This window comes from Hyphomonas johnsonii MHS-2, from assembly GCF_000685275.1.
Classification (GTDB): domain Bacteria; phylum Pseudomonadota; class Alphaproteobacteria; order Caulobacterales; family Hyphomonadaceae; genus Hyphomonas; species Hyphomonas johnsonii.
Window position 1 is genome coordinate 76,655 of sequence record NZ_ARYK01000008.1, and the last position, 17,903, is coordinate 94,557.

At 64.2% G+C, this 17,903-nt stretch carries 15 protein-coding genes; 5 read left to right on the plus strand and 10 right to left on the minus strand.

Translation table 11 applies throughout. The features are described 5' to 3' along the window. Positions 1-128: 128 nt before the first annotated feature. The 3 genes from HJO_RS14725 to HJO_RS14735 all read left to right on the plus strand — a co-directional run bounded on the left by HJO_RS14725 (position 129) and on the right by HJO_RS14735 (position 2,819). Positions 129-1,190 (plus strand): enoyl-CoA hydratase/isomerase family protein, encoded by a 1,062-nt coding sequence (locus tag HJO_RS14725; protein ID WP_035618329.1) that lies wholly within the window; start codon positions 129-131, stop codon positions 1,188-1,190. 354 nt (positions 1,191-1,544) lie between these two features. After that, positions 1,545-2,039, plus strand: coding sequence for a MarR family winged helix-turn-helix transcriptional regulator (locus tag HJO_RS14730; protein WP_051618655.1), 495 nt, complete (start codon positions 1,545-1,547; stop codon positions 2,037-2,039). A 90-nt stretch (positions 2,040-2,129) separates the two neighbouring features. Beyond that, positions 2,130-2,819: a hypothetical protein gene (locus HJO_RS14735; protein WP_035618332.1), complete on the plus strand. Its 690-nt coding sequence runs from the start codon at positions 2,130-2,132 to the stop codon at positions 2,817-2,819. A gap of 7 nt (positions 2,820-2,826) precedes the next feature. Here the strand turns inward: HJO_RS14735 and HJO_RS14740 are convergent, their stop codons facing one another. Then, positions 2,827-3,417 (minus strand): c-type cytochrome, encoded by a 591-nt coding sequence (locus HJO_RS14740; RefSeq protein ID WP_035618336.1) that lies wholly within the window; start codon positions 3,415-3,417, stop codon positions 2,827-2,829. A gap of 168 nt (positions 3,418-3,585) precedes the next feature. Between HJO_RS14740 and mutL the strand changes: the two genes are divergently transcribed. After that, the gene (mutL, locus tag HJO_RS14745; protein WP_035618338.1) at positions 3,586-5,448 is read left to right on the plus strand and encodes a DNA mismatch repair endonuclease MutL; all 1,863 of its coding nucleotides are present in this window, start codon (positions 3,586-3,588) and stop codon (positions 5,446-5,448) included. Positions 5,449-5,455: 7 nt separating this feature from the next. Here mutL and HJO_RS14750 read toward each other — a convergent pair whose 3' ends face one another. Continuing rightward, on the minus strand, positions 5,456-6,484 hold the full coding sequence (locus HJO_RS14750) for a proline iminopeptidase-family hydrolase (protein ID WP_035618341.1): 1,029 nt from the start codon (positions 6,482-6,484) through the stop codon (positions 5,456-5,458). Positions 6,485-6,581: 97 nt separating this feature from the next. Between HJO_RS14750 and HJO_RS14755 the strand changes: the two genes are divergently transcribed. Next, positions 6,582-7,733 carry an alpha-hydroxy acid oxidase gene (locus HJO_RS14755; RefSeq protein WP_035618344.1) on the plus strand — a complete coding sequence of 384 codons (1,152 nt, stop codon included), beginning with the start codon at positions 6,582-6,584 and terminating at the stop codon, positions 7,731-7,733. A gap of 3 nt (positions 7,734-7,736) precedes the next feature. On the opposite strand, the gene HJO_RS14760 is transcribed toward HJO_RS14755, so the two are convergent. The 8 genes from HJO_RS14760 to HJO_RS14795 form a co-directional block, all read right to left on the minus strand. After that, positions 7,737-9,164, minus strand: coding sequence for a DUF1501 domain-containing protein (locus HJO_RS14760; RefSeq protein ID WP_035618347.1), 1,428 nt, complete (start codon positions 9,162-9,164; stop codon positions 7,737-7,739). Positions 9,165-9,181: 17 nt separating this feature from the next. Next, complete coding sequence (locus HJO_RS14765; protein ID WP_084142058.1) at positions 9,182-11,035, minus strand: DUF1800 domain-containing protein; 1,854 nt, start codon at positions 11,033-11,035, stop codon at positions 9,182-9,184. 326 nt (positions 11,036-11,361) lie between these two features. After that, positions 11,362-12,750, minus strand: a complete 1,389-nt coding sequence (locus tag HJO_RS14770) for an endonuclease/exonuclease/phosphatase family protein (protein WP_051618657.1) — start codon at positions 12,748-12,750, stop codon at positions 11,362-11,364. Positions 12,751-12,822: 72 nt separating this feature from the next. Then, positions 12,823-13,446, minus strand: coding sequence for a CPBP family intramembrane glutamic endopeptidase (locus HJO_RS17900; protein WP_051618658.1), 624 nt, complete (start codon positions 13,444-13,446; stop codon positions 12,823-12,825). Between the two features lie 165 nt (positions 13,447-13,611). Next, entirely contained in the window at positions 13,612-15,021 is a 1,410-nt protein-coding gene (locus HJO_RS14780; protein WP_035618349.1) for an FAD-binding oxidoreductase, read from the minus strand. Next, complete coding sequence (locus tag HJO_RS14785; RefSeq protein WP_051618659.1) at positions 15,018-15,635, minus strand: FMN-binding negative transcriptional regulator; 618 nt, start codon at positions 15,633-15,635, stop codon at positions 15,018-15,020. The genes HJO_RS14780 and HJO_RS14785 overlap by 4 nt, the downstream gene beginning before the upstream one ends. Before the next feature lie 50 nt (positions 15,636-15,685). Then, positions 15,686-16,627: an L-threonylcarbamoyladenylate synthase gene (locus tag HJO_RS14790; RefSeq protein ID WP_035618352.1), complete on the minus strand. Its 942-nt coding sequence runs from the start codon at positions 16,625-16,627 to the stop codon at positions 15,686-15,688. Positions 16,628-16,655: 28 nt separating this feature from the next. After that, complete coding sequence (locus HJO_RS14795) at positions 16,656-17,888, minus strand: cytochrome b/b6 domain-containing protein (protein ID WP_035618355.1); 1,233 nt, start codon at positions 17,886-17,888, stop codon at positions 16,656-16,658. Between the last annotated feature and the right edge of the window lie 15 nt (positions 17,889-17,903).

Below are 17,903 nucleotides of genomic sequence, written 5' to 3' on the forward strand. Positions count from 1 at the left end.
TCCTCTGCCGCGCATCTGGTGCGGTCTGCACTTTACTCCTCAACATATGACGGAAACTGGTAAACGGAGTTTGCCGGAAACGGGAAAGATTCGATGAAAGCCTGCAAGATCACAGCAAGGAAGCGGCCATGACGGATGAAGTGACTATCCACGTTCACAAAGGGCTGGGGCGTATCACGCTGACGCGCCCTGCGGCGCTGCATGCCCTCAACGCACCAATGTGCGAGACCATCCTGTCTGCGCTGGAGCGCTGGGCCGGCGACCCGACCGTCTACCTGGTCATGATCGAGCATGAAGAAGGCACGCGCGGATTCTGCGCAGGCGGCGATATTCGCATGCTGGCCGACAGCGGCGCAGGCGATGCCAGCGAGGCGCGGGCCTTCTTCAATGTCGAATACCGGATGAATGCCGCCCTGAAGGCGTTCCCGAAACCCGTGCTGGCAATCATGGACGGGGTGACGATGGGCGGCGGCGTCGGCCTGTCGGTGCACGGCTCGCACAGGATCGCGACCGAGCGGACAGTGTTTGCGATGCCGGAGACCGGGATCGGCCTGTTCCCGGATGTCGGTGGCGGCTGGTTCCTGCCGCGCCTTGCGGGCGAGCTTGGTACCTGGCTGGCGCTGACCGGTGCCCGCCTCAAGGGGGCCGATGTGGCAGCGGCGCGCGTGGCTACGCATTTCCTGCCATCGGAACTTGTCGCCAACCTGAAGAAGCAGGTCGAGGGGGCTGATTTTTCGGTCGGCGCGGCGGAGCTGCTGAACGAGATCCTGCGCGGCCTGACCCATTCCGTGCCTATGGGCAGCTTTGAATCGCACCGTGCCGTGATCGATGCCTGTTTCCGGTTCGACACCGCCGAGGAGATCGTCGCGGCGCTGCAGGCGGATGGCGGCGAATGGGCCAGTGCGCAGGTGGCGACTTTGGCCACAAAGTCACCCGAGACGGTGAAGGTGGCCTTGCGGCAATTGCGCGAGGGCGGACGTCTGACGGATTTCCGGGACAATATGCGGATGGAATACCGCATCGGCTGGCGCAAGGTGCAGAGCCATGACTTCCTGGAGGGTGTACGGGCGGTGATCATCGACAAGGACAATGCACCCGTATGGGCACCGGCCCGGCTGGAGGCCGTCACGGACGCAGACGTCGACCGCTATTTCGCGCCGCTCGGTGCCGACGAGCTCGAATTCGACTGAAGCGCCGGGGTGCCCGTTCGGGCCAGGCAAGGGCGGAAAGCCTCAAGTGTCCAGCCAAGTACTGCGCAACGCTGCCTTGACGGTACAAATATTCGGTTAGACGCGCGCCAGGCCTGTTTATCAAGTATTCACCAGCATAGATTGGCGGGCATGGGTCTCATGTGCCGCCAAATCCGCATTTCAGGCCGGAATGGGGCCGGATTCATACCTGAGAAACGTTTCGCTGCAGTAACGGTTAATGAATAGGGGTATATATTAACTATCATCACTTGAAACCGGGAGATGATTATCAATAAATTAGGATCATTCCGGTAAATCTACTCAAACTACAACAAAAGTTGAGTGGTGGTAATAATGATGATCTCCGAAATGCAGGAAACTGCACCCCTTTCCGTTGGCGAGTCTTTCCTGAAGTCTTTGTCTCTCCTTGAACAGGCTCACCGCCGTTTGCATGACGTTGTCAAAGACGATCTGGAACGCGGTGGCGAACGGTCGCTGACCGGCGTGCAGGCCCTGCTGATCTATGAAATCGGCGATGATGAAGCCCCGGCTTCTGTCCTGCGTGCCCGTGGCGCCTTTGCCGGTACGAGCCTGTCGTACAACGTCAAGAAACTGCAGGAAGGCGGCTACCTGATCCAGACGCGTTCCGAGGATGACAAGCGCACGGTGACGTTGCGCCTCACGCCGCGGGGCCTGAAGGTCCGTGACCGTGTTGCCAACCTCTTCGAGAAGCAGGCAACGGCCCTGGAACCGACTGCCAGCGTGCGTCACGACGACCTCTCGCAGCTGAACAAGACCATTTCGCGTCTTGAGCGCTTCTGGTCGGACCAGATCCGCTTCCGCCTCTAGAGGCATCGCCGGCCCCGGCCGGAAAGCCTGAAGCCCTCATCTCGCGATGGGGGCTTTTTGCGTGGCACATTCTACTGTAGGTTACGGGCCATGACACGGGTGTGGCTGGCATTCGCGATGGCGTTGAACGGGGGTGGCGTGGCGGAGGCTGGCCCGTGGACCCGCGATGATGGCGGATTCTACGGGCGCGTCCTGTATTCCATGGAAGACCTTGACGGCGTCGACGGTCACCGGGTGGATGCCTATGGCGAATATGGCCTGACGCAGCGCTGGACGCTGACGGCCAAGACCGAAGCGGTGACCTATCCCGATGACAGCGCGATCAATCGCGAATCCTACCGCATGACCTTGCGGCGCCAGGTCTGGCGGCATGGCGGCTGGACGGTCGGTGCAGAGGGCGGGCCGGTCTATGGCAGCGCCATTGCGGGCCTGTCCAATTGCGACAAGTGGGGCGGGGAAGCGCGCCTCAGCGGCGGTTTCTCCGGTGCTCGCAAGGGGCGCGATTTCTATGTCTTCAGCGACCTTGCCGTCATCGGGCATGAGGATGGCTGCGTCCGCCAGCGGGCGGAATTCGGCTATGGCGCCGATCTGACCGAGCATGTGTTCACGACGCAGCAGGTGTGGCTGGAGCGTGGCAATGACAGCGCCGACTCCTACAAGATGGAAAGCCAGATCGGCTATCACCTGGGGCGTATCGACCTGTCGGTCGGCTATCGCGAGGAATTCGGCAGCGCCTATGATGAAAGCGCGGTGCTGGTGGCGCTGACGACGCGGCGCTAGGCCGGGCCTATTCGGCTGGCGGCTCGTAGCCTGTTTCGGTCATCAGGTAGGCGATGAGGGCGAGCCGGTCTTCCGGCTTGCGCACGCCTGCAAAGCTCATCCGGTTGCCGCGCAGGTATTCACGCGGATTGGTCAGCCATTCGTCGACATGGTCGGGCGTCCAGGTGAAGTCGGCGTTCTTGAGGGCATCGGAATAGGCAAAACCGGGTTCCGTGCCGACCTTGCGATTGAACAGGCCGTAGAGGTTCGGGCCAACAAGGTTGCCGGCGCCTTCCTTGTCGAGGTGGCACGACGAGCAGAGCTTGAACGTGCGGCGGCCGCGTGCGTAGTCGGCCGTATTGTAAGGGGCCGGCAGGTTGGCGAATTCGGGGCTGGGCGCACCGGGCGCGGCGGCAGGGGCAGCGGCCGGGGTTGCCGCAGGCGCTGCTGCAGTGTCGGCTGCAGGTTCAGGTGCCGGCGTGGTGGCTGGCGCGGGCTTGGATGCAGGTGCGGGCGCCTCGGCGGCTGAAGACGGCGCCGCGTCGGACCCGGAACCGCCACAGGCGGCGACGAGGGCGATGGCGGAAAGAGCGGCAGCAGACTTGAGCAAGCGCGACATGATGCGGGAATCCTTTTTCGGCGGTTCAGGCCATAGTGTGTGCCGATGCCCTGCCAGTTGCAACCGTTCGAAACGCGACACTTCGCACCATCAGGACGCGGCCGCCGGCCGACGTGCGCCTGCCGCGACCCCCGCGACAAAGGCCGGCGGCTGGTTTAGTGTCCGGTGATGCCTGATTCCGTCCGTCCCAAGCCCCAGATCCGCAAGCTGCCGGCTGATGTGGTCAACCGCATCGCCGCGGGTGAAGTGGTTGAGCGCCCGGCTGCGGCGGTCAAGGAACTGGTCGAGAATGCGCTGGATGCGGGTGCAACACGCGTGTCGGTTGCCATTGAAGAGGGCGGGCTGAAACGGATCACGATCGAGGACGACGGCTGTGGCATGTCGGCGGAAGACCTGCTGGTGGCGTTGGAGCGGCACGCGACGTCCAAGCTGGCGGCCGGCGACGATGGCCGGGTGGACCTGCTGAACATTCACACGATGGGCTTCCGGGGCGAGGCCCTGCCGTCGATCGCCTCGGTCAGCCGGATGACGCTGACCTCGCGGGCAGACGGCGAGGACGCAGCGGATGTATTCGTCGAATCCGGACGGATCGAGGGCCCGCGCCCTGCGGCGTTCACCGGACGCGGCGAGACGGGCACGCGGATCGAGGTGCGCGACCTGTTCCACGCGACGCCGGCGCGCCTGAAGTTCATGAAGGGCGAGCGGTCCGAGACAATGGCGGTCACCGATGCCGTCAAGCGCCTCGCGATGGCGAACCCGCGCGTGGCGTTCAGCCTGGAGAGCAATGGACGCAGCCTGTTCCGGTATGCGGCGGAGGCGGAAGGCGAGACCGGCCAGCTGGGTCGCCTTGGCGCGATCATGGGCCGTGACTTTCGCGAAAACGCAATTGCGATTGATGCCGAGCGGGAGGGCGTGCGCCTGACGGGCTTTGCGGGCCTGCCGACGCTCAATCGCGGCAATGCGCAGATGCAGTTCATGTTCGTCAATGGCCGGCCCGTGAAGGACCGCATGCTGAACGGCGTGATCCGGGCGGCCTACCAGGATTTCCTGGCGCGCGACCGCCACCCGATGGCGGCGCTGTTTGTCGAGCTTGATCCGGAATATGTCGACGTCAACGTGCACCCGGCGAAGACCGAGGTGCGCTTCCGGGAGCCGGGTAATATCCGGGGACTGATGATTGGGGCGCTGCGGCATTCGCTGGCGGCGGCCGGGCACCGGGCGTCAACGACCGTGGCAGGGTTTGCGCTGGGCAAGGCGCGCCCCGAGGAAGCGATGCCGACCGGCGCGCTGTTTGCCTCGCGCCCCAGCACGGGCGGCGGCTATGCCTACCAGGCACCACGCCCCGAAGCGTATGATCGCAGCGGATTCCAGGACGGGCCGCCCCAGCCTTTCGATTACAGCGATGCGCCCACCGCGCGTGTTGAAACGGCGCCCGACATGCCGCAGCAGGAATTCCCGCTGGGCGTGGCGCGGGCGCAGTTGCACGAGACCTATATCGTGGCCCAGACGGCGGACGGTATCGTCATTGTCGACCAGCACGCCGCGCACGAGCGCCTCGTTTACGAGGACATGAAACGCCAGATGGCGGCGGGCGGTGTGAAGCGTCAGGCCCTGCTGATCCCTGACGTGGTGGAGCTGACCGAGGATGAGGCCGCCCGCGTGCTGGAGCGCGCCGACGAACTGGCCGAGTTGGGCCTCGAGATCGAGCCGTTCGGCGCGGGAGCGGTGTGCGTGCGGGCGACACCGGCCCTGTTCGGCGAGATGGACGCCATCGGCCTGATCCGCGACCTGGCAGATGACTTCGCGGAGTATGAATCCGGCCTCGCGCTGACGGAACGGTTCGAGGAAGTCATGGGCAACATGGCCTGCCGGGGCTCTGTGCGGGCCGGGCGGCGGCTGAACGGCGATGAGATGAACGCCCTGCTGCGCCAGATGGAGGCAACGCCGCATTCCGGCCAGTGCAACCATGGGCGGCCGACCTATGTGGAACTCAAGCTCGCTGACGTCGAGCGCCTGTTCGGGCGGCGCTAGTCAGGGCCTATTCCACGCCGTCGCTGTCGACTTCCTTGATGAACGTGGTGAGCGCGCCGAAATAGCAGTCCGGATTGTCATATTGGACGAAGTGTCCCGCATCCGGGCAGAGCGTCAGGTCCGCATGTGGAATTTCGTCCGCCATCCTGGCCATGTAGGCCGGGTCCATCGTGTCTTCCTGGCTGCCGATGACCAGCGTCGGCACGGTAATTTCGTGCAGGTCAGCGAACCGGTCCCAATCCACCAGCGTGCCGCCGGCGCTCATTTCGCTCGGCCCCTGCATGGCGACGTATTTCGCGCCGTTCAGGTGTTCGAACATGGACAGCACTTCAGGTGGCCATTGGTCGACCGGGCGGCGCAGGATGTGCTGGGTATAAAAGGAGTTCATCAGCAGCTCCATGTAGCGCGGATTCTCGAAATCGCCAGCGGCCTCATAGTCCAGGATTTCCCGCAGGACCGCGGGGTCCATCCGAGGCTGCAGCACGGTCTTCGAATAGTCGACATAGGCCGGGATGCTGGCGATCATGTTGGAGATGATCACGCCCTTGAGATGGTCCTGATGCGCCAGCGCATATTCCATGGCGAGCAGGCCGCCCCAAGACTGGCCGTAGAGATAGAAATTGTCCCTGTCGAGACCGAGCGCCTCGCGCACCTGGTCGACTTCGCTGACGGCTGCCTCGATGGTCCAGAGGTCCGGATCATTGGGCTGGTCGGACAGCCAGGAGTCGAGTTGATCATAGTAATAGAACGCGATACCGGCCTGCGGGAAATGGTCCTCGAAGGTCTTGAAGGCCTCATGATCCGCGCCGGGCCCGCCGTGCAGGAGGAGGACCTTGATGCGCGGATTGTCGCCGACCTGTTTCGTCCAGACCTTGAAGTCGCCCTTGGGGGTCGTGATCGGGATCATCCGGACGCCGGCCTCTTCCGTGGCGTCAGTCGCTGGTGCAGCCGCGACTTCCGGTGCGTCTGTGGGCGCAGGCGGCGAACAGGCCGCCACGACAAGTGCCAGAATAGCGGTGGTCAAATAGTTGCGCACAGGCCCCCCCTCGGATTACTTGACGCGTCTAAGCCTACAGGACACCTGACAGGGCGTAAAACGGAATCGCGGAATACCGCGCAAGGGAGGACGAGCCATGGCCGGAGCCGCATCAGCCATCAATATCAGCGACCTGCGCGAGTTGGCGAAGCGCCGCCTGCCGCGCATGGTGTTCGACTATATCGACGGAGGCGCCGAGGACGAGATGACCTTGCGGCGGTCCGTGGACCGGTTCGACGATTTCGAATGGGTCTGGAATTCGCTGGTCGATGTTTCGGAAATCAACACCGCGACCCGGGTGATGGGGCAGCCGAACGCGCAACCGTTCTTCGTCTCGCCGACGGCGGCGTCCTGCCTGTTCCACCCACGCGCGGGCGAACTCGCGACAGGGCGTGCCGCCAATGCGGCCGGTGTCGCCTATTCGATATCGACATTGGCGAGCAAGTCGCTGGAGGATATCGCGGCGGCCGCGCCGGACGTGCCGAAATTTATCCAGGTCTATGTCTGGAAGGACCGGGGCCTGGTGAAGGACTTCCTGGCGCGGGCCAAGGCCGCCGGGTTCACGGGCTGTATCCTGACGGTCGATGCCGTGATTGCCGGCAATCGCGAGCGTGACCCGCGCAATGGTTTTTCAATTCCGCCTTCGGTGAACTGGAAGACGGCCACGCAGGCCCTCGCCCGGCCCGGCTACTTGATGGACCTCGCCCGATCACCGGCCATCGCACCGGCGAATTTCGAAGGCGTCGACACGGGCGGGCGCGATGTGATGGGCGTGATCAACGAGCTTTTCGACCGGACCATGACCTGGAAGGATGCCGAATGGATGGCCCAGGAATGGGGCGGGCCGTTCGCCATCAAGGGCATCAGCACGGCAGAGGATGCGCGTCGCGCGCTGGACGCCGGGGCAAGCACGGTCTGGCTGTCGAACCATGGCGGCCGGCAGATCGACACCTCGGTGCCGGTGATCGACCTGTTGCCTGAAGTGCGCGCGGCGGTCGGTGCAGGCGTGGAAGTGATCGCCGATGGTGGCGTGCGGCGCGGCAGCCATGTCCTGAAACTGATCGCACGGGGCGCCAGCAGCGTGGCGCTGGGCCGGGCCTGCCTGTACGGGCTGGCGGCCGGCGGCGAGGCCGGCGTGACGCGGGCGCTGGACATTATGGCCTCAGACGTGGAGCGTCTGCTCGGCCTGCTCGGCATTCCGGACGTTTCCCAGCTCGACGAGCGCCTGCTGCGCCCGAGAGCCGGGTAGACGTCAGGCGTTCATGAAGCCGAGATTCTTCTCGTTGAAGTTTGCGAGGTTCGGCAGGGCGTTCGCCAGTTCGGTACTGTCGAGGCCGAACCATGTTCCCAGTGTCGCGGCGAACTGTTCGACCGAGACTTTCGGGATCATCCGCCCGTGTGTCGACGTGTAGGACTGCGAACTGAAGTCCGGCGGCGGGATGTCGCCATAGATGGCCTTGCCCTTGACGGATCCGCCGGTGACGATCTGGTGGCCGCCCCAGCCATGGTCCGTGCCGTCGCCATTGTCGATCGTGGTACGGCCGAATTCCGACATCGTGAACAGCGTGACGTCATCCCAGACGCCCATGGATATCATCGCGGTACGGAAGGCAGTAATCGCTTCGGAAAGCTGGGCCTGCAATCCGGGCAGGGTCCCGGTCTGGCCGCTATGGGTGTCGTAGCCGCCCATGAAAGCGTAGAATATCTGACGGTTGGTATCGAGCGCCTGGCGAATCTGGATCGTGTTGGCGACAGCGTACAGCTGGCCGCCGATATTGGAACTTGGGAACACCGTCGCGACAGGCGAAGACGTGCTCAGCGCCGCGTCGTAGGCGCGGTTATTGATGACGCCGCTGCCCGACCGGGTGGCATAGTCGCGGGCGAACAGGTTGCTTTCGCCGTAGCTGGTCTTTGACAGGAAGGAATCGAGGCGCGAGCGGGCCTGATTGTACCGGGAATCCCCTCCAAGCAGGTAGGCCTGGTCGACGAGGTCGACACTTTGCCCACCCGTGAACGAGATCGTGAACTGGCGGGCTTCCGCGCCGGACAGGAAGACGTCGCTCGTGCCGGTCGAAACCATGCTGTAGAGCGGGTTCATGGTCGAGTTCGAGCGGATGGCGGCATCCGCAAAACTGCCGCCCCAGCCGTAGCGTGCCCCTTCGACACTGAGCGACATCCAGGTTGACTGCTGGTCATTGTGGGAAAACAGGCGTGGCGGCAGGTCGACGCGGCCGGCCGTCATGTCGTCGCGGGTTGTCGGTTCGATCAGGGGCCCGACATTTCCGACCACAGCGAGGTCGCCCGCTTCGAAGATCGATTGCAGGCCGGACAGCTGCGACGGAACGCCGAACTGGCGTCCGCCGAACGCCGAGGCGTTGGTCGGGTTCAATGCCAGCAGGTTCGCGCGGTCCCGCGATGATGACCCGGACCCGACACCATACGCGCCGAGCAGGCCGGGCCGGATGTTGCGCAACTGATCGAACGAAGCCTGGTCGCGCGGAATGATCGTGTCCGCATGATCCATCCCGCCCTTCAGGAAGATGCAGACAATTGCCTTGTAGCCACTCGTGTCGGCGGCAAATGCCTTGTTGCTTGTCAGGGTGCTGAGCGCACCTGTCCCTGCCAGGAACCCCGTCGCGGTGCCTGCCTGCAGGAATCGGCGTCGATTGATATTGGCCATGCTGTATCTTTCTGAGACTAGCGCTGGATGGCGTAAGCGGGAGAACTGATCGTCATGAACACGGCGAGCTGGACGCGCCTCAGACGGTCCATGTCCGCCGTTCCCGAACCGATCGGGATGGTGCCGACGGCGGCGATGATGTCAGCGCGCAATGCGTCGGTCATGGTGTCGCCGGTCAACAAGAGGTCGAGCCGGTCGACCAGGGCGGTCGGATCATTTGCGAGCGTAATCTCGTCGCGATAATCCGGCACGAAATTGGGGCCGGACCCGGACGCGCCCGAGACATCGAGGATGTATTTGGTCATCATGTTCATGTAGCCGATTACCGACCCTTCGTTGACCAGCTGGAATTCCGGCGCGGTCAGCCCCTGGGCGCCGGTCTCGGATCCGGGTGAGATGAACCCTGGACGATAGAAGTTGAACACCGACGGCGAGCGGAATGGCTGTTGGGCGAGGCGCGTTGCCGGGTTGGAGGTGTCATTAAGCAATTCCTCACGGGAGGAATCGACATCGGTGATCTCGAACGCGCGTGCCCAGTGGACGAACTTGAGAACGGGTTCACGGATTTTCCCGCGCTGGACATCCGTGGCTGCGTTGGCATCGTGGAGGCTGGCGTCGAGCAGGATCGCTGCCACGGTCGCCTCGAGGTCGCCGCGTTCGCCGGTGCCGAACACCGTGCCGTTCTTGGCGACATAGGTGCCGGCGTCGAATGCAGCCGACACGCGCCCGACATATTCCGGACTCGGAGAACTGGCTGTCAGCCGTTGTATCAGTTGCCGTGATACGAACGGTCCGACATTTGGATGCGCGAAAATCGTGTCGAGTGCGCGCTTGATGCTTTCATCGCCGCCGGTATTGGCGGGGATTGTGGTGCCAAGGAAGCTCTTGGGTTCCTTCGAATGCAAGGTGTCGAACATCACCAGGCGCTTGTACATGCCGTCGGGGTCTGCCGAATAGAAGCTGGACCCTTTCCAGCTGAGGCCGGTGAAGACCTTGGCCAGGCCTTCGACATCGCTGTTGTCGAATATCTCGACTTCCTTGCCGTTCACGAGCTTCGGCGTTCCGTCGGGATTGAGTTCGTTCACGCCGATGGTGAACAGCTGCATGACTTCCCGCGCGTAGTTCTCGTCGGGCATGCGGCCGGTGTCCGGGTCGCCCTTTTCATTGCGCCAGTATGTCAGGTAGCGCGCCATGGCGGACGAGTAGGTCACATCTTCGAGCAGGTCGCGGAAATTGCCGAAGGCATTGCGCGACAGCACGTCCATGAAATAGCCGACCTGCGGGGTCTGGCCGTACATGTCGGCGTCGGAGATGACGAACAGCTGGGACAGGGCAAACACCATGCGCGTGCGCAACTGGTCGTCGGCCAGGATCATGTTGTCCCAGAACATTGGCTGGTGCTTGTAGGCGTCAATGTTTTCGCCGGAATTCTGGCGGGCGAGGAGCGGTGCGAGATATTGCGTCGCGGGCTTGGCGATTTCTGCTTCCAGCCAGACTTCCTCATCCATTCCGACAACGGACTGGATGTCGGGATACGAGGCACCGAATGTCGTGCGGGCGAGGAAGCGCTGTGCCTCGATCGGGTCATCGATATGCGTGTCATAGGGACCGGCCGGCGGGGGCGGCGATCCGGGCGGAGGCGGTGGTGGAGGCGGCGGAGGTGGAGGTGATGGCGGAGGCGGTGGGCTCGGCGGCGGTGGTGGAGGAGGGGGCGGCGGTGGCGGAGGTGACATCGGAGGCGGCGGCGGCGGGGGAATGGATACGCCGCCCCCGGTGCCACCATCACCCCCACCGCCACATGCGGCGACGAACGTGCCGAGGACCAGCGTGGCAGCGAGCGATTGCACGTGCGTTCGCGACGGCTGTTTCATTGGTTGTCCCTCTACTCTAATCTTGCCTGTATTGCGGTTTCCCGGGCGCGAGTGAACTGAAGGATTAGTTAGAATCGCCCGTCCACACAGGCATTTCGCGCCAATCTTCCGGTCGGGCCGGCCGCTGTGGCTGCGCCCAATGCCTCATCCCCTGCAAGCATAGCAATGGTTAATTGCAGTGAAACTCAAATGAATTCAAAGTTCAACCGCCAGAAGCTGGAAAGTTCGTGTCGGGCGGACCATCGCCGATGCGGGCGTTCCGGCTGGACCGCGCGATCAATCATTAATTTTTTATATGGTTGTTTTTAAAGCAGTCCTGCCGCTGGTCAGGTCTGTTTTCGCGTCGGCGGCGCCTTGCCGGGGGCCTTGGCCTTCTCCGCCTTGCGCGCATTCTTTCGTTGCCGGCGGAAAGTATCGGCCTTGCCGGAGGCAACCCAGCACAATATCCGCCACGCTTCGCCGAGTGTCATATGGGGGGCTGGCGCGATGGTGCCGACCTTTTCCCGGGCCGCGACCTTGGGGGCCTTGCGCTTGCGATTGCGCCGCTTCCTGCCGACCGGTTCGGCCGGTTCCGGCGGCGAACTGACAGGCTCGGCTTCTTCTGAATACTCGACCTGCGCCGGGACGTCGCTCTTCTCGAATTCAGGCTCCAGATTGTGCAGGAGGTGTTCATCCGAAAAGTCGATGGCGAGTTCCACCCACAGCGGCAGGTGGTCTGACATCTGCCAGGTCAGCCAGCGCTTCGAATAATAGTCCTTGTCCTTGCCGCGGTCCTTCGGCGTGCCGTCGCTGTCGAGGTCGCGGTGGCGTGCGGGCAGCACCGGCGCGTAGTGGTCATAATGGTCGGGCCTGAACACGGCCTCGGAGAAATTGAACACGCCGGCCGACAGGAAGGTAACCTCGTCCTTGCGTGTGCGGAAGGCGATCTGGTCGTAATACTTGGTGCCGAGAAGGTTGGACGGGAACAGGTCCGGCGGCAGCTGGAACCCGGCCTTGGTCAGCGCTCCCATTGTCTCGTCGACCGTGTTCTTGATGTTGAAATCGCCAAGCAGGATGAAATTCTCGTCCTCGCGCTCGGCGCGGCCCGCCATTTCCCTGGCGATATACTCGATCTCCTTGACCCGGCGCTTGTAGCCGTCAGTGTCCTTGCCGTCCTCGCCGAAATAGATGTGCACGGTACACAGCGAGAACTTGAACCAGCCGGCCTGGAACGAGACCATGAAGGGTGTGCGGGCAAATTGCTGTTCGTCGGGCAGGAGGGCGTGCTTGGGCAGCACGATCTCGCCGGCGATGTTGCGGAAGCGGACCTTGTTCTTGTCGTACACGAACGCCATGCGCTCGCGATTGCCGGACGCGCCGACAGTGACGTCGGTGGCGATGAAGTCCCAGCCCGGCCCCATCAGGCGCATGACATCCTTCAGCGGGCCCAGATCCTCATTGACCTCCTGCAGGGCGCAGATGTCGAAGGCGGACAGGATTTCGGCGATATAGAACAGGCTCTCGCGGCGGCGCGGGCCGTGGCGAAACTTGTTATTGTCGAAATCGCGCAGGTTCCAGGTGCCGATAATGATCGAGGCGTCCTTGGTCTTGCGGGGGATGCCGTCGGGCAGGGGCGATTTCAACCGGGCGCGCAGGTCGAGCAGGCGCCGTGATGTCCAGTCGCGCTCGGCAAGCGAGAACAGCCGTGTGTCCCGAAGGTCCGTATACCAGGCCATGCCCGTTTACTCCGCATTCTGCGATGCCTAGCGTTTCGGCAAGTTTGGTTACCGAGAGGTTAATTTTCGGGTCTAACCGAATGCCAGCAGGGGGTAGGCGAGCAGGTTCGTCAGCGCATGAACGAACCAGCCGGGCAGGACCGAGCCATCGCCGACAGTCTCGTTCAGCCACGCCATGACCCAGCCGCCGATGGCGGGGATGAGGAAAATGCCCGCCGCCAGCGGCACGGAAAAGTCCGGCCCGCCGGGCGCGACGAAGATGATCAGGTGGATGGCACCGAACAGTGCCGCATGGAGCGTGTTGCCGACTGGCATGCCGAGCCACACGATCAGCCGCTTGGCCAGCAGGCCGCGGAAGAAGAGTTCTTCCGTGAACGAGGTCTTGACCAGGGCGATCAGCAGGATGACGGCCACGATCTCCGCACTGAAACCCTTCGCGGCCAGCATGCCGGTGATCGTGTTGTCGGCGGCGGCAGTGTCCTTGAGCGGCGTGAACCAGACCAGCGCCAGGCTGAGCGGGATCAGCACGAGCGCCGCGGCACCGGTGGTGAGCCATGATCGACTGGGCGGCAGGTAGAGGCCCGTAAAGGCCCTGAATTTTCCGCGGCGCTTTCCGGCAAAGGCGTAGGCAATTCCCGCCAAGGCGAGAACGACCAGTGCCTGTACCAGCGTGTTCACGATTTCCTGGACCAGCATTCCGGGATGTCTCCCTTTCAGCCCGCCTCACCTGCCCGGCGGCAGGCTAGCGTCAAGCCCACCATGTTACAACCGGGTCGGCGCCTGACATCCGGTGAAGCGTATGGCTACGACTATATCTTCGATGTGGGACCGATGATTGCCATTCCGGCACCGGAATAGGGATCAGACGCTGACCACCCGGCCGGGATTCATGATTCCGAGCGGGTCGAGGGCCTTCTTGATGGCGCGCATGGCTTCGGTGGCGGCGGGCGGGCGGATGCGGGCGAGTTCGTCGCGTTTCAGGCGGCCAACGCCGTGCTCGGCACTGATCGACCCGCCATGCGCCATCGTCTGGTCAAAGATGATGCGGGTGATGGCGGCGACGTGAGCCTTCAGGACCGGGGCGGTGGCTTCGGCAGGCTCGCAGACCGAATAGTGCAGGTTGCCGTCACCGACATGGCCGAAGATGACGAATTCGGCGCTGGGCACAATTTCCAGGACGGCGGCATTGCAGCTGTCGATGAAGGCCGGGATGCGGCTGACGGGCACGGCAATGTCCTGGTTGATGGCGGTGCCATAGGCCCGCTTGGACAGGGGGATGGTCTCGCGGATGTGCCAGAAGGACTGCGCCTGCGCCTTGCTGGCGGCGACGACACCGTCTTTCACGAGATCCTGCGCGAAGGCGGCTTCAAGTGCCTTTTCGAGCGCGGCGCGGGCGTGGGTTTCATCCACCATAGAGACTTCCATCAGGACGCGCCAAGGCAGGGCAGAGGGCAGTGGGTCGCGTGTGCCGGGCACGTCGGTCAGCACCATGTCGACGGCGTTGACGGGAATGATTTCAAAACTGGTGACCGTGTCGCCCGCATGCTGGCGCACGAGGGCGAGCAGGGCGACGACGTCTTCCGTGCTGTCGCAGCAGACCCAGGCGCTGGCGCGCTGGACCTGCGGGAACAGTTTCAGCGTTGCGGCGGTGATCAGGCCGAGCGTGCCTTCGGCCCCGGCGAACAGGTGTTTCAGGTCATAGCCGGTATTGTTCTTGCGCAGGCCCGACAGGCCGTCCCAGACCTCGCCCGAGGGCAGGACGACTTCGAGGCCGAGGATCAGGTCGCGCATCATGCCGTAGCGCAGCACGTTGACGCCGCCGGCATTGGTGGAGATCAGGCCGCCGATCGTGGCGGTGCCTTCCGAGCCGAGAGACAGGGGGAAGAGACGCCCGGCCTCCTCGGCGGCGGCCTGCGCGGTGACGAGGGGCGCGCCGGCCTCGATGACGAGCGAATTGTTGAACGGATCGACGGACCGGACCGTGTTCATGCGGGTCATGGAGACCACGATCTCGCCATGCGGCGTGCCGGCGTCGACCAGGCCGGTATTGCCGCCCTGCGGGGTCATGGCGACGTGGTGGGCAGCGCACAGCTTTACCAGGGCGGCGGCTTCTGCGGTGCTGGCAGGGCGCGCGAGGAATGGCGTCTCGCCCGTAAATGTGCCGCGCCAGGGCGTGGACACTTCGCTGAGGCGTTCGGGATCCTCGCTCCAGCCTTTGGGGCCGAGCAGGTCCTTGGCAGCGGTGAGGAAGGCGGCGGGCGGCTGGGTCATGATGAGAGTTTACGCATGTGATTGGCGATGGCGATACCTTCGTCGCGTTCCGACAGGGCGGCGATGACACCGTCCTGCGCCGATTGCGGCTTGTTCTGGCTGAGCTTGGTGATGCCTTCAAACCGGGAAGGGACGAGCGAGAAGGCACGGATGCCGGGCAGCATGGCGTCGAAGCGGCCTGGCGTCATCCTGGCGCGGGTCCAGGCCGGCTTGGGGGCGAGGCCGGATTCAAACAGGTCGGAGAGGTCGTCGAGCAGGCGGGTCGAGCCGGCCTTGTCCAGGTGTGTGACAGGGCCTTCTGCCTCGACCGAGAGATAATTCCATGTGCCGACCTGGTCTGGCAGCCCGTACCAGTCCGGCGAAACATAGGCGTGGTCGCCCGTGAAAACGACGAGGCTGCGATTGCCGGCAAGGAGGGCAGCCGTCACGGCGTTTCCGGCGGAGAGATGAAAGCGCAGCACCGGCAGGTCATCGGTTTCATCGAGCAGGACCGGCGCGTGGGCCGCGTGAACGTGCGTGCCGTCCGACGCGCAGACCAGCGCGAACGGGTGGGCGCGCGCACGGGCGACGAGCGTCTGGATACGGGTGTCGAGGAAGTGGCGGGCCGGGTGCATGCGCGTGGCTTAGCAGAGGTGGTGAGGGCGCGCGAGTGGGATGGTCGGGGTCAGTCGCGGTGGGCGGCGCGGGCGAGGCGATCATTGATCGCTTCGCCGAGGCCGGTGTGCGGGATGGGTGCCACGGCGATGCGGTCGAAGCGGGCATCGAGGGCGCGCAGCATGGCGAACAGGTTCGCGGCGGCCTCGGCCAGGTCGCCGGTGGGGGAGAGGTTGCCTTCCCGCGGGCAATGGTCGCCGAAGCCGAGATAGCCTTCGCCGGACATCGGGGTGGCAGCGTCGAGGCGAAGGGCGGCGCGGGGGGCATAGTGGCTCTTCATCTGGCCGGGAGACGTGATGCCGGCGTCGGTGCCAGGACGGGCGAAGGTGACGCCAAGCGCGTCCTCGATCATGGCGGTCTCGAGCGCGCCGGCGCGCAGGAGCCTGGGCGTCTCGCCGGTGAAGTCCACGATGGTCGACTCGATGCCCATGGCGCAGGGGCCGCCATCCAGGATCAGCGCGATCCGGTCGGCGAGATCGGCGAGGACATGGGCAGGCGTCGTGGGACTGATATGGCCCGACCGGTTGGCCGAGGGGGCGACGAGCGGGCCGCCGAACGTGTCGAGCAGGGCCTGCGCGACGGGGTGGACCGGGCGGCGCAGGGCAATCGTGTCGAGACCGGCGCGGGCCAGGTCGCAGACGCTACCCGTGGCCGCCACGGGTAGGACAAGGGTCAGCGGGCCGGGCCAGAAGCGCTCGGCGGCCGCGCGGGCCAGCGGAGTGAACACGGCCTCGCGTTCGGCCATCGCCTGGGAGGCGACATGGGCGATCAGCGGGTTGAAGCGCGGCCGGCCCTTGGCGGCGTAGAGCCCGGCGACGGCATCCGGATTGGCAGCGTCGCAGGCGAGGCCGTAGACGGTCTCGGTGGGCATGGCGACGAGCCCGCCTGTGCGCAGGATGTCTGCAGCACGGGCCAGGGTGTCCGGCGTCGGGAGGACGATCTTCGCGGTCATGGCCGCGGCCTTAGCACTGGCGGGCCGGTTACGGAACAGGCTTGCGCGTGGCCTGGCCGGTGACCGTGACGGTGACATTGTCGCTGACCCAGCTGGCTTCGGGGTCTGATATCTGGCCGAGATTCAGGGACTTGCGGGAGAACACGGCTTCGCCGGTCAGCGTTGCCACGTCGTCCTTGATGACGAGCGTGAAGTCGAGCGGCACTTTGGCGCGGCTTTTCTTCAGCTGCAGCGTCGCGGTCGCCGTGTAGCCGCTGGCGGTGGCCGCAAAGTCGGACAAGGTGGCGGTCGCGACGGGGTAATTGCTGATGTCGAACCATTCCGGGGCACGGAGGCTGTCATTGTACAGCTTCTTGCCGGTCTTTCCCGAGCCGGTCGGGATGGTCACCTCGACATGGGAATCGACAAGGTTGTCCGGATAGAAGGCGACATTGGCCGTCCAGCCACTGAACGTGCCGGAGAATTCCTTGCCGTCATGGACGCCCGAAAAGCGGATTTCGGATCTTGCATAGTCGACATCCCAGTTCGCCGCGATCGGCGCATCGGTCACGGGTGCCGGAAGGGCATTGGACGGCGGCAGCTGGCGCATGGATGGTGACGGCGACAGGGCCTGACCGATCAGGGGCGCGCCGGCGATGGCCGCAAACAGCAGGGCAGCGCCGCCGAAAGCCACCAGGAAACCGCGCGCAGGCTGGCGCGGGGGCTGGGTCTTGCCGAAAAAGAACGGGAACATGCGCTTGAGCACGCCTTCGTCGGGCGAGAATTCATGCTTCAGCGCGCCGCCGACATGCAGCACCAGCAGCGCGATGATGACCCATGCGCCTTTTGAATGCAGGAATTCGAGGACCTGGTGCACGGGTTTGTTGCCCCTGAGACCCGACAGGAACGGCAGTTCAGGCCAGCTGACTGTTCCGTACAGGACCGTCGGCACGCGGAAATCGGTGGTCGATACGATTGCCCATCCGAGCAGCGGCATCAGGACCATCAGGGCGTAGAGCCCGATATGGACGAAGTGCGATGCGCGCTTTTCCAGGGGGCGCATGCGGGAGGGCAGGGCCGGGGGCGGGTTCATGACCCGCCAGATGATGCGGGCGACGGTGAGGATCAGGATCGTGATGCCGACCGACTTGTGCAGCTGGTAGCGGGTCTCGTTGTCTTCCATGTTCCAGCCAAGCCAGATCATGAAAAGGATGAGTGCCGCGATCGCCCAGTGAAGGCCGATCGCGACAATCGTGTACCTGGAGATGCTGTTTCGAAACATCGCTGGGGATGACCG

What these genes read in the sequence shown, in the direction of transcription:
- HJO_RS14790 (WP_035618352.1), bottom strand. Translation starts at nt 16,627, where the DNA reads ATGACCGCGAAGATCGTCCTCCCGACGCCGGACACCCTGGCCCGTGCT.
- HJO_RS14740 (WP_035618336.1), bottom strand. Translation starts at nt 3,417, where the DNA reads ATGTCGCGCTTGCTCAAGTCTGCTGCCGCTCTTTCCGCCATCGCCCTC.
- HJO_RS14730 (WP_051618655.1), top strand. Translation starts at nt 1,545, where the DNA reads ATGATGATCTCCGAAATGCAGGAAACTGCACCCCTTTCCGTTGGCGAG.
- HJO_RS17900 (WP_051618658.1), bottom strand. Translation starts at nt 13,446, where the DNA reads ATGCTGGTCCAGGAAATCGTGAACACGCTGGTACAGGCACTGGTCGTT.
- HJO_RS14785 (WP_051618659.1), bottom strand. Translation starts at nt 15,635, where the DNA reads ATGCACCCGGCCCGCCACTTCCTCGACACCCGTATCCAGACGCTCGTC.
- HJO_RS14760 (WP_035618347.1), bottom strand. Translation starts at nt 9,164, where the DNA reads ATGGCCAATATCAATCGACGCCGATTCCTGCAGGCAGGCACCGCGACG.
- HJO_RS14780 (WP_035618349.1), bottom strand. Translation starts at nt 15,021, where the DNA reads ATGACCCAGCCGCCCGCCGCCTTCCTCACCGCTGCCAAGGACCTGCTC.
- HJO_RS14770 (WP_051618657.1), bottom strand. Translation starts at nt 12,750, where the DNA reads ATGGCCTGGTATACGGACCTTCGGGACACACGGCTGTTCTCGCTTGCC.
- HJO_RS14735 (WP_035618332.1), top strand. Translation starts at nt 2,130, where the DNA reads ATGACACGGGTGTGGCTGGCATTCGCGATGGCGTTGAACGGGGGTGGC.
- HJO_RS14755 (WP_035618344.1), top strand. Translation starts at nt 6,582, where the DNA reads ATGGCCGGAGCCGCATCAGCCATCAATATCAGCGACCTGCGCGAGTTG.
- HJO_RS14765 (WP_084142058.1), bottom strand. Translation starts at nt 11,035, where the DNA reads ATGAAACAGCCGTCGCGAACGCACGTGCAATCGCTCGCTGCCACGCTG.
- HJO_RS14725 (WP_035618329.1), top strand. Translation starts at nt 129, where the DNA reads ATGACGGATGAAGTGACTATCCACGTTCACAAAGGGCTGGGGCGTATC.
- HJO_RS14795 (WP_035618355.1), bottom strand. Translation starts at nt 17,888, where the DNA reads ATGTTTCGAAACAGCATCTCCAGGTACACGATTGTCGCGATCGGCCTT.
- mutL (WP_035618338.1), top strand. Translation starts at nt 3,586, where the DNA reads ATGCCTGATTCCGTCCGTCCCAAGCCCCAGATCCGCAAGCTGCCGGCT.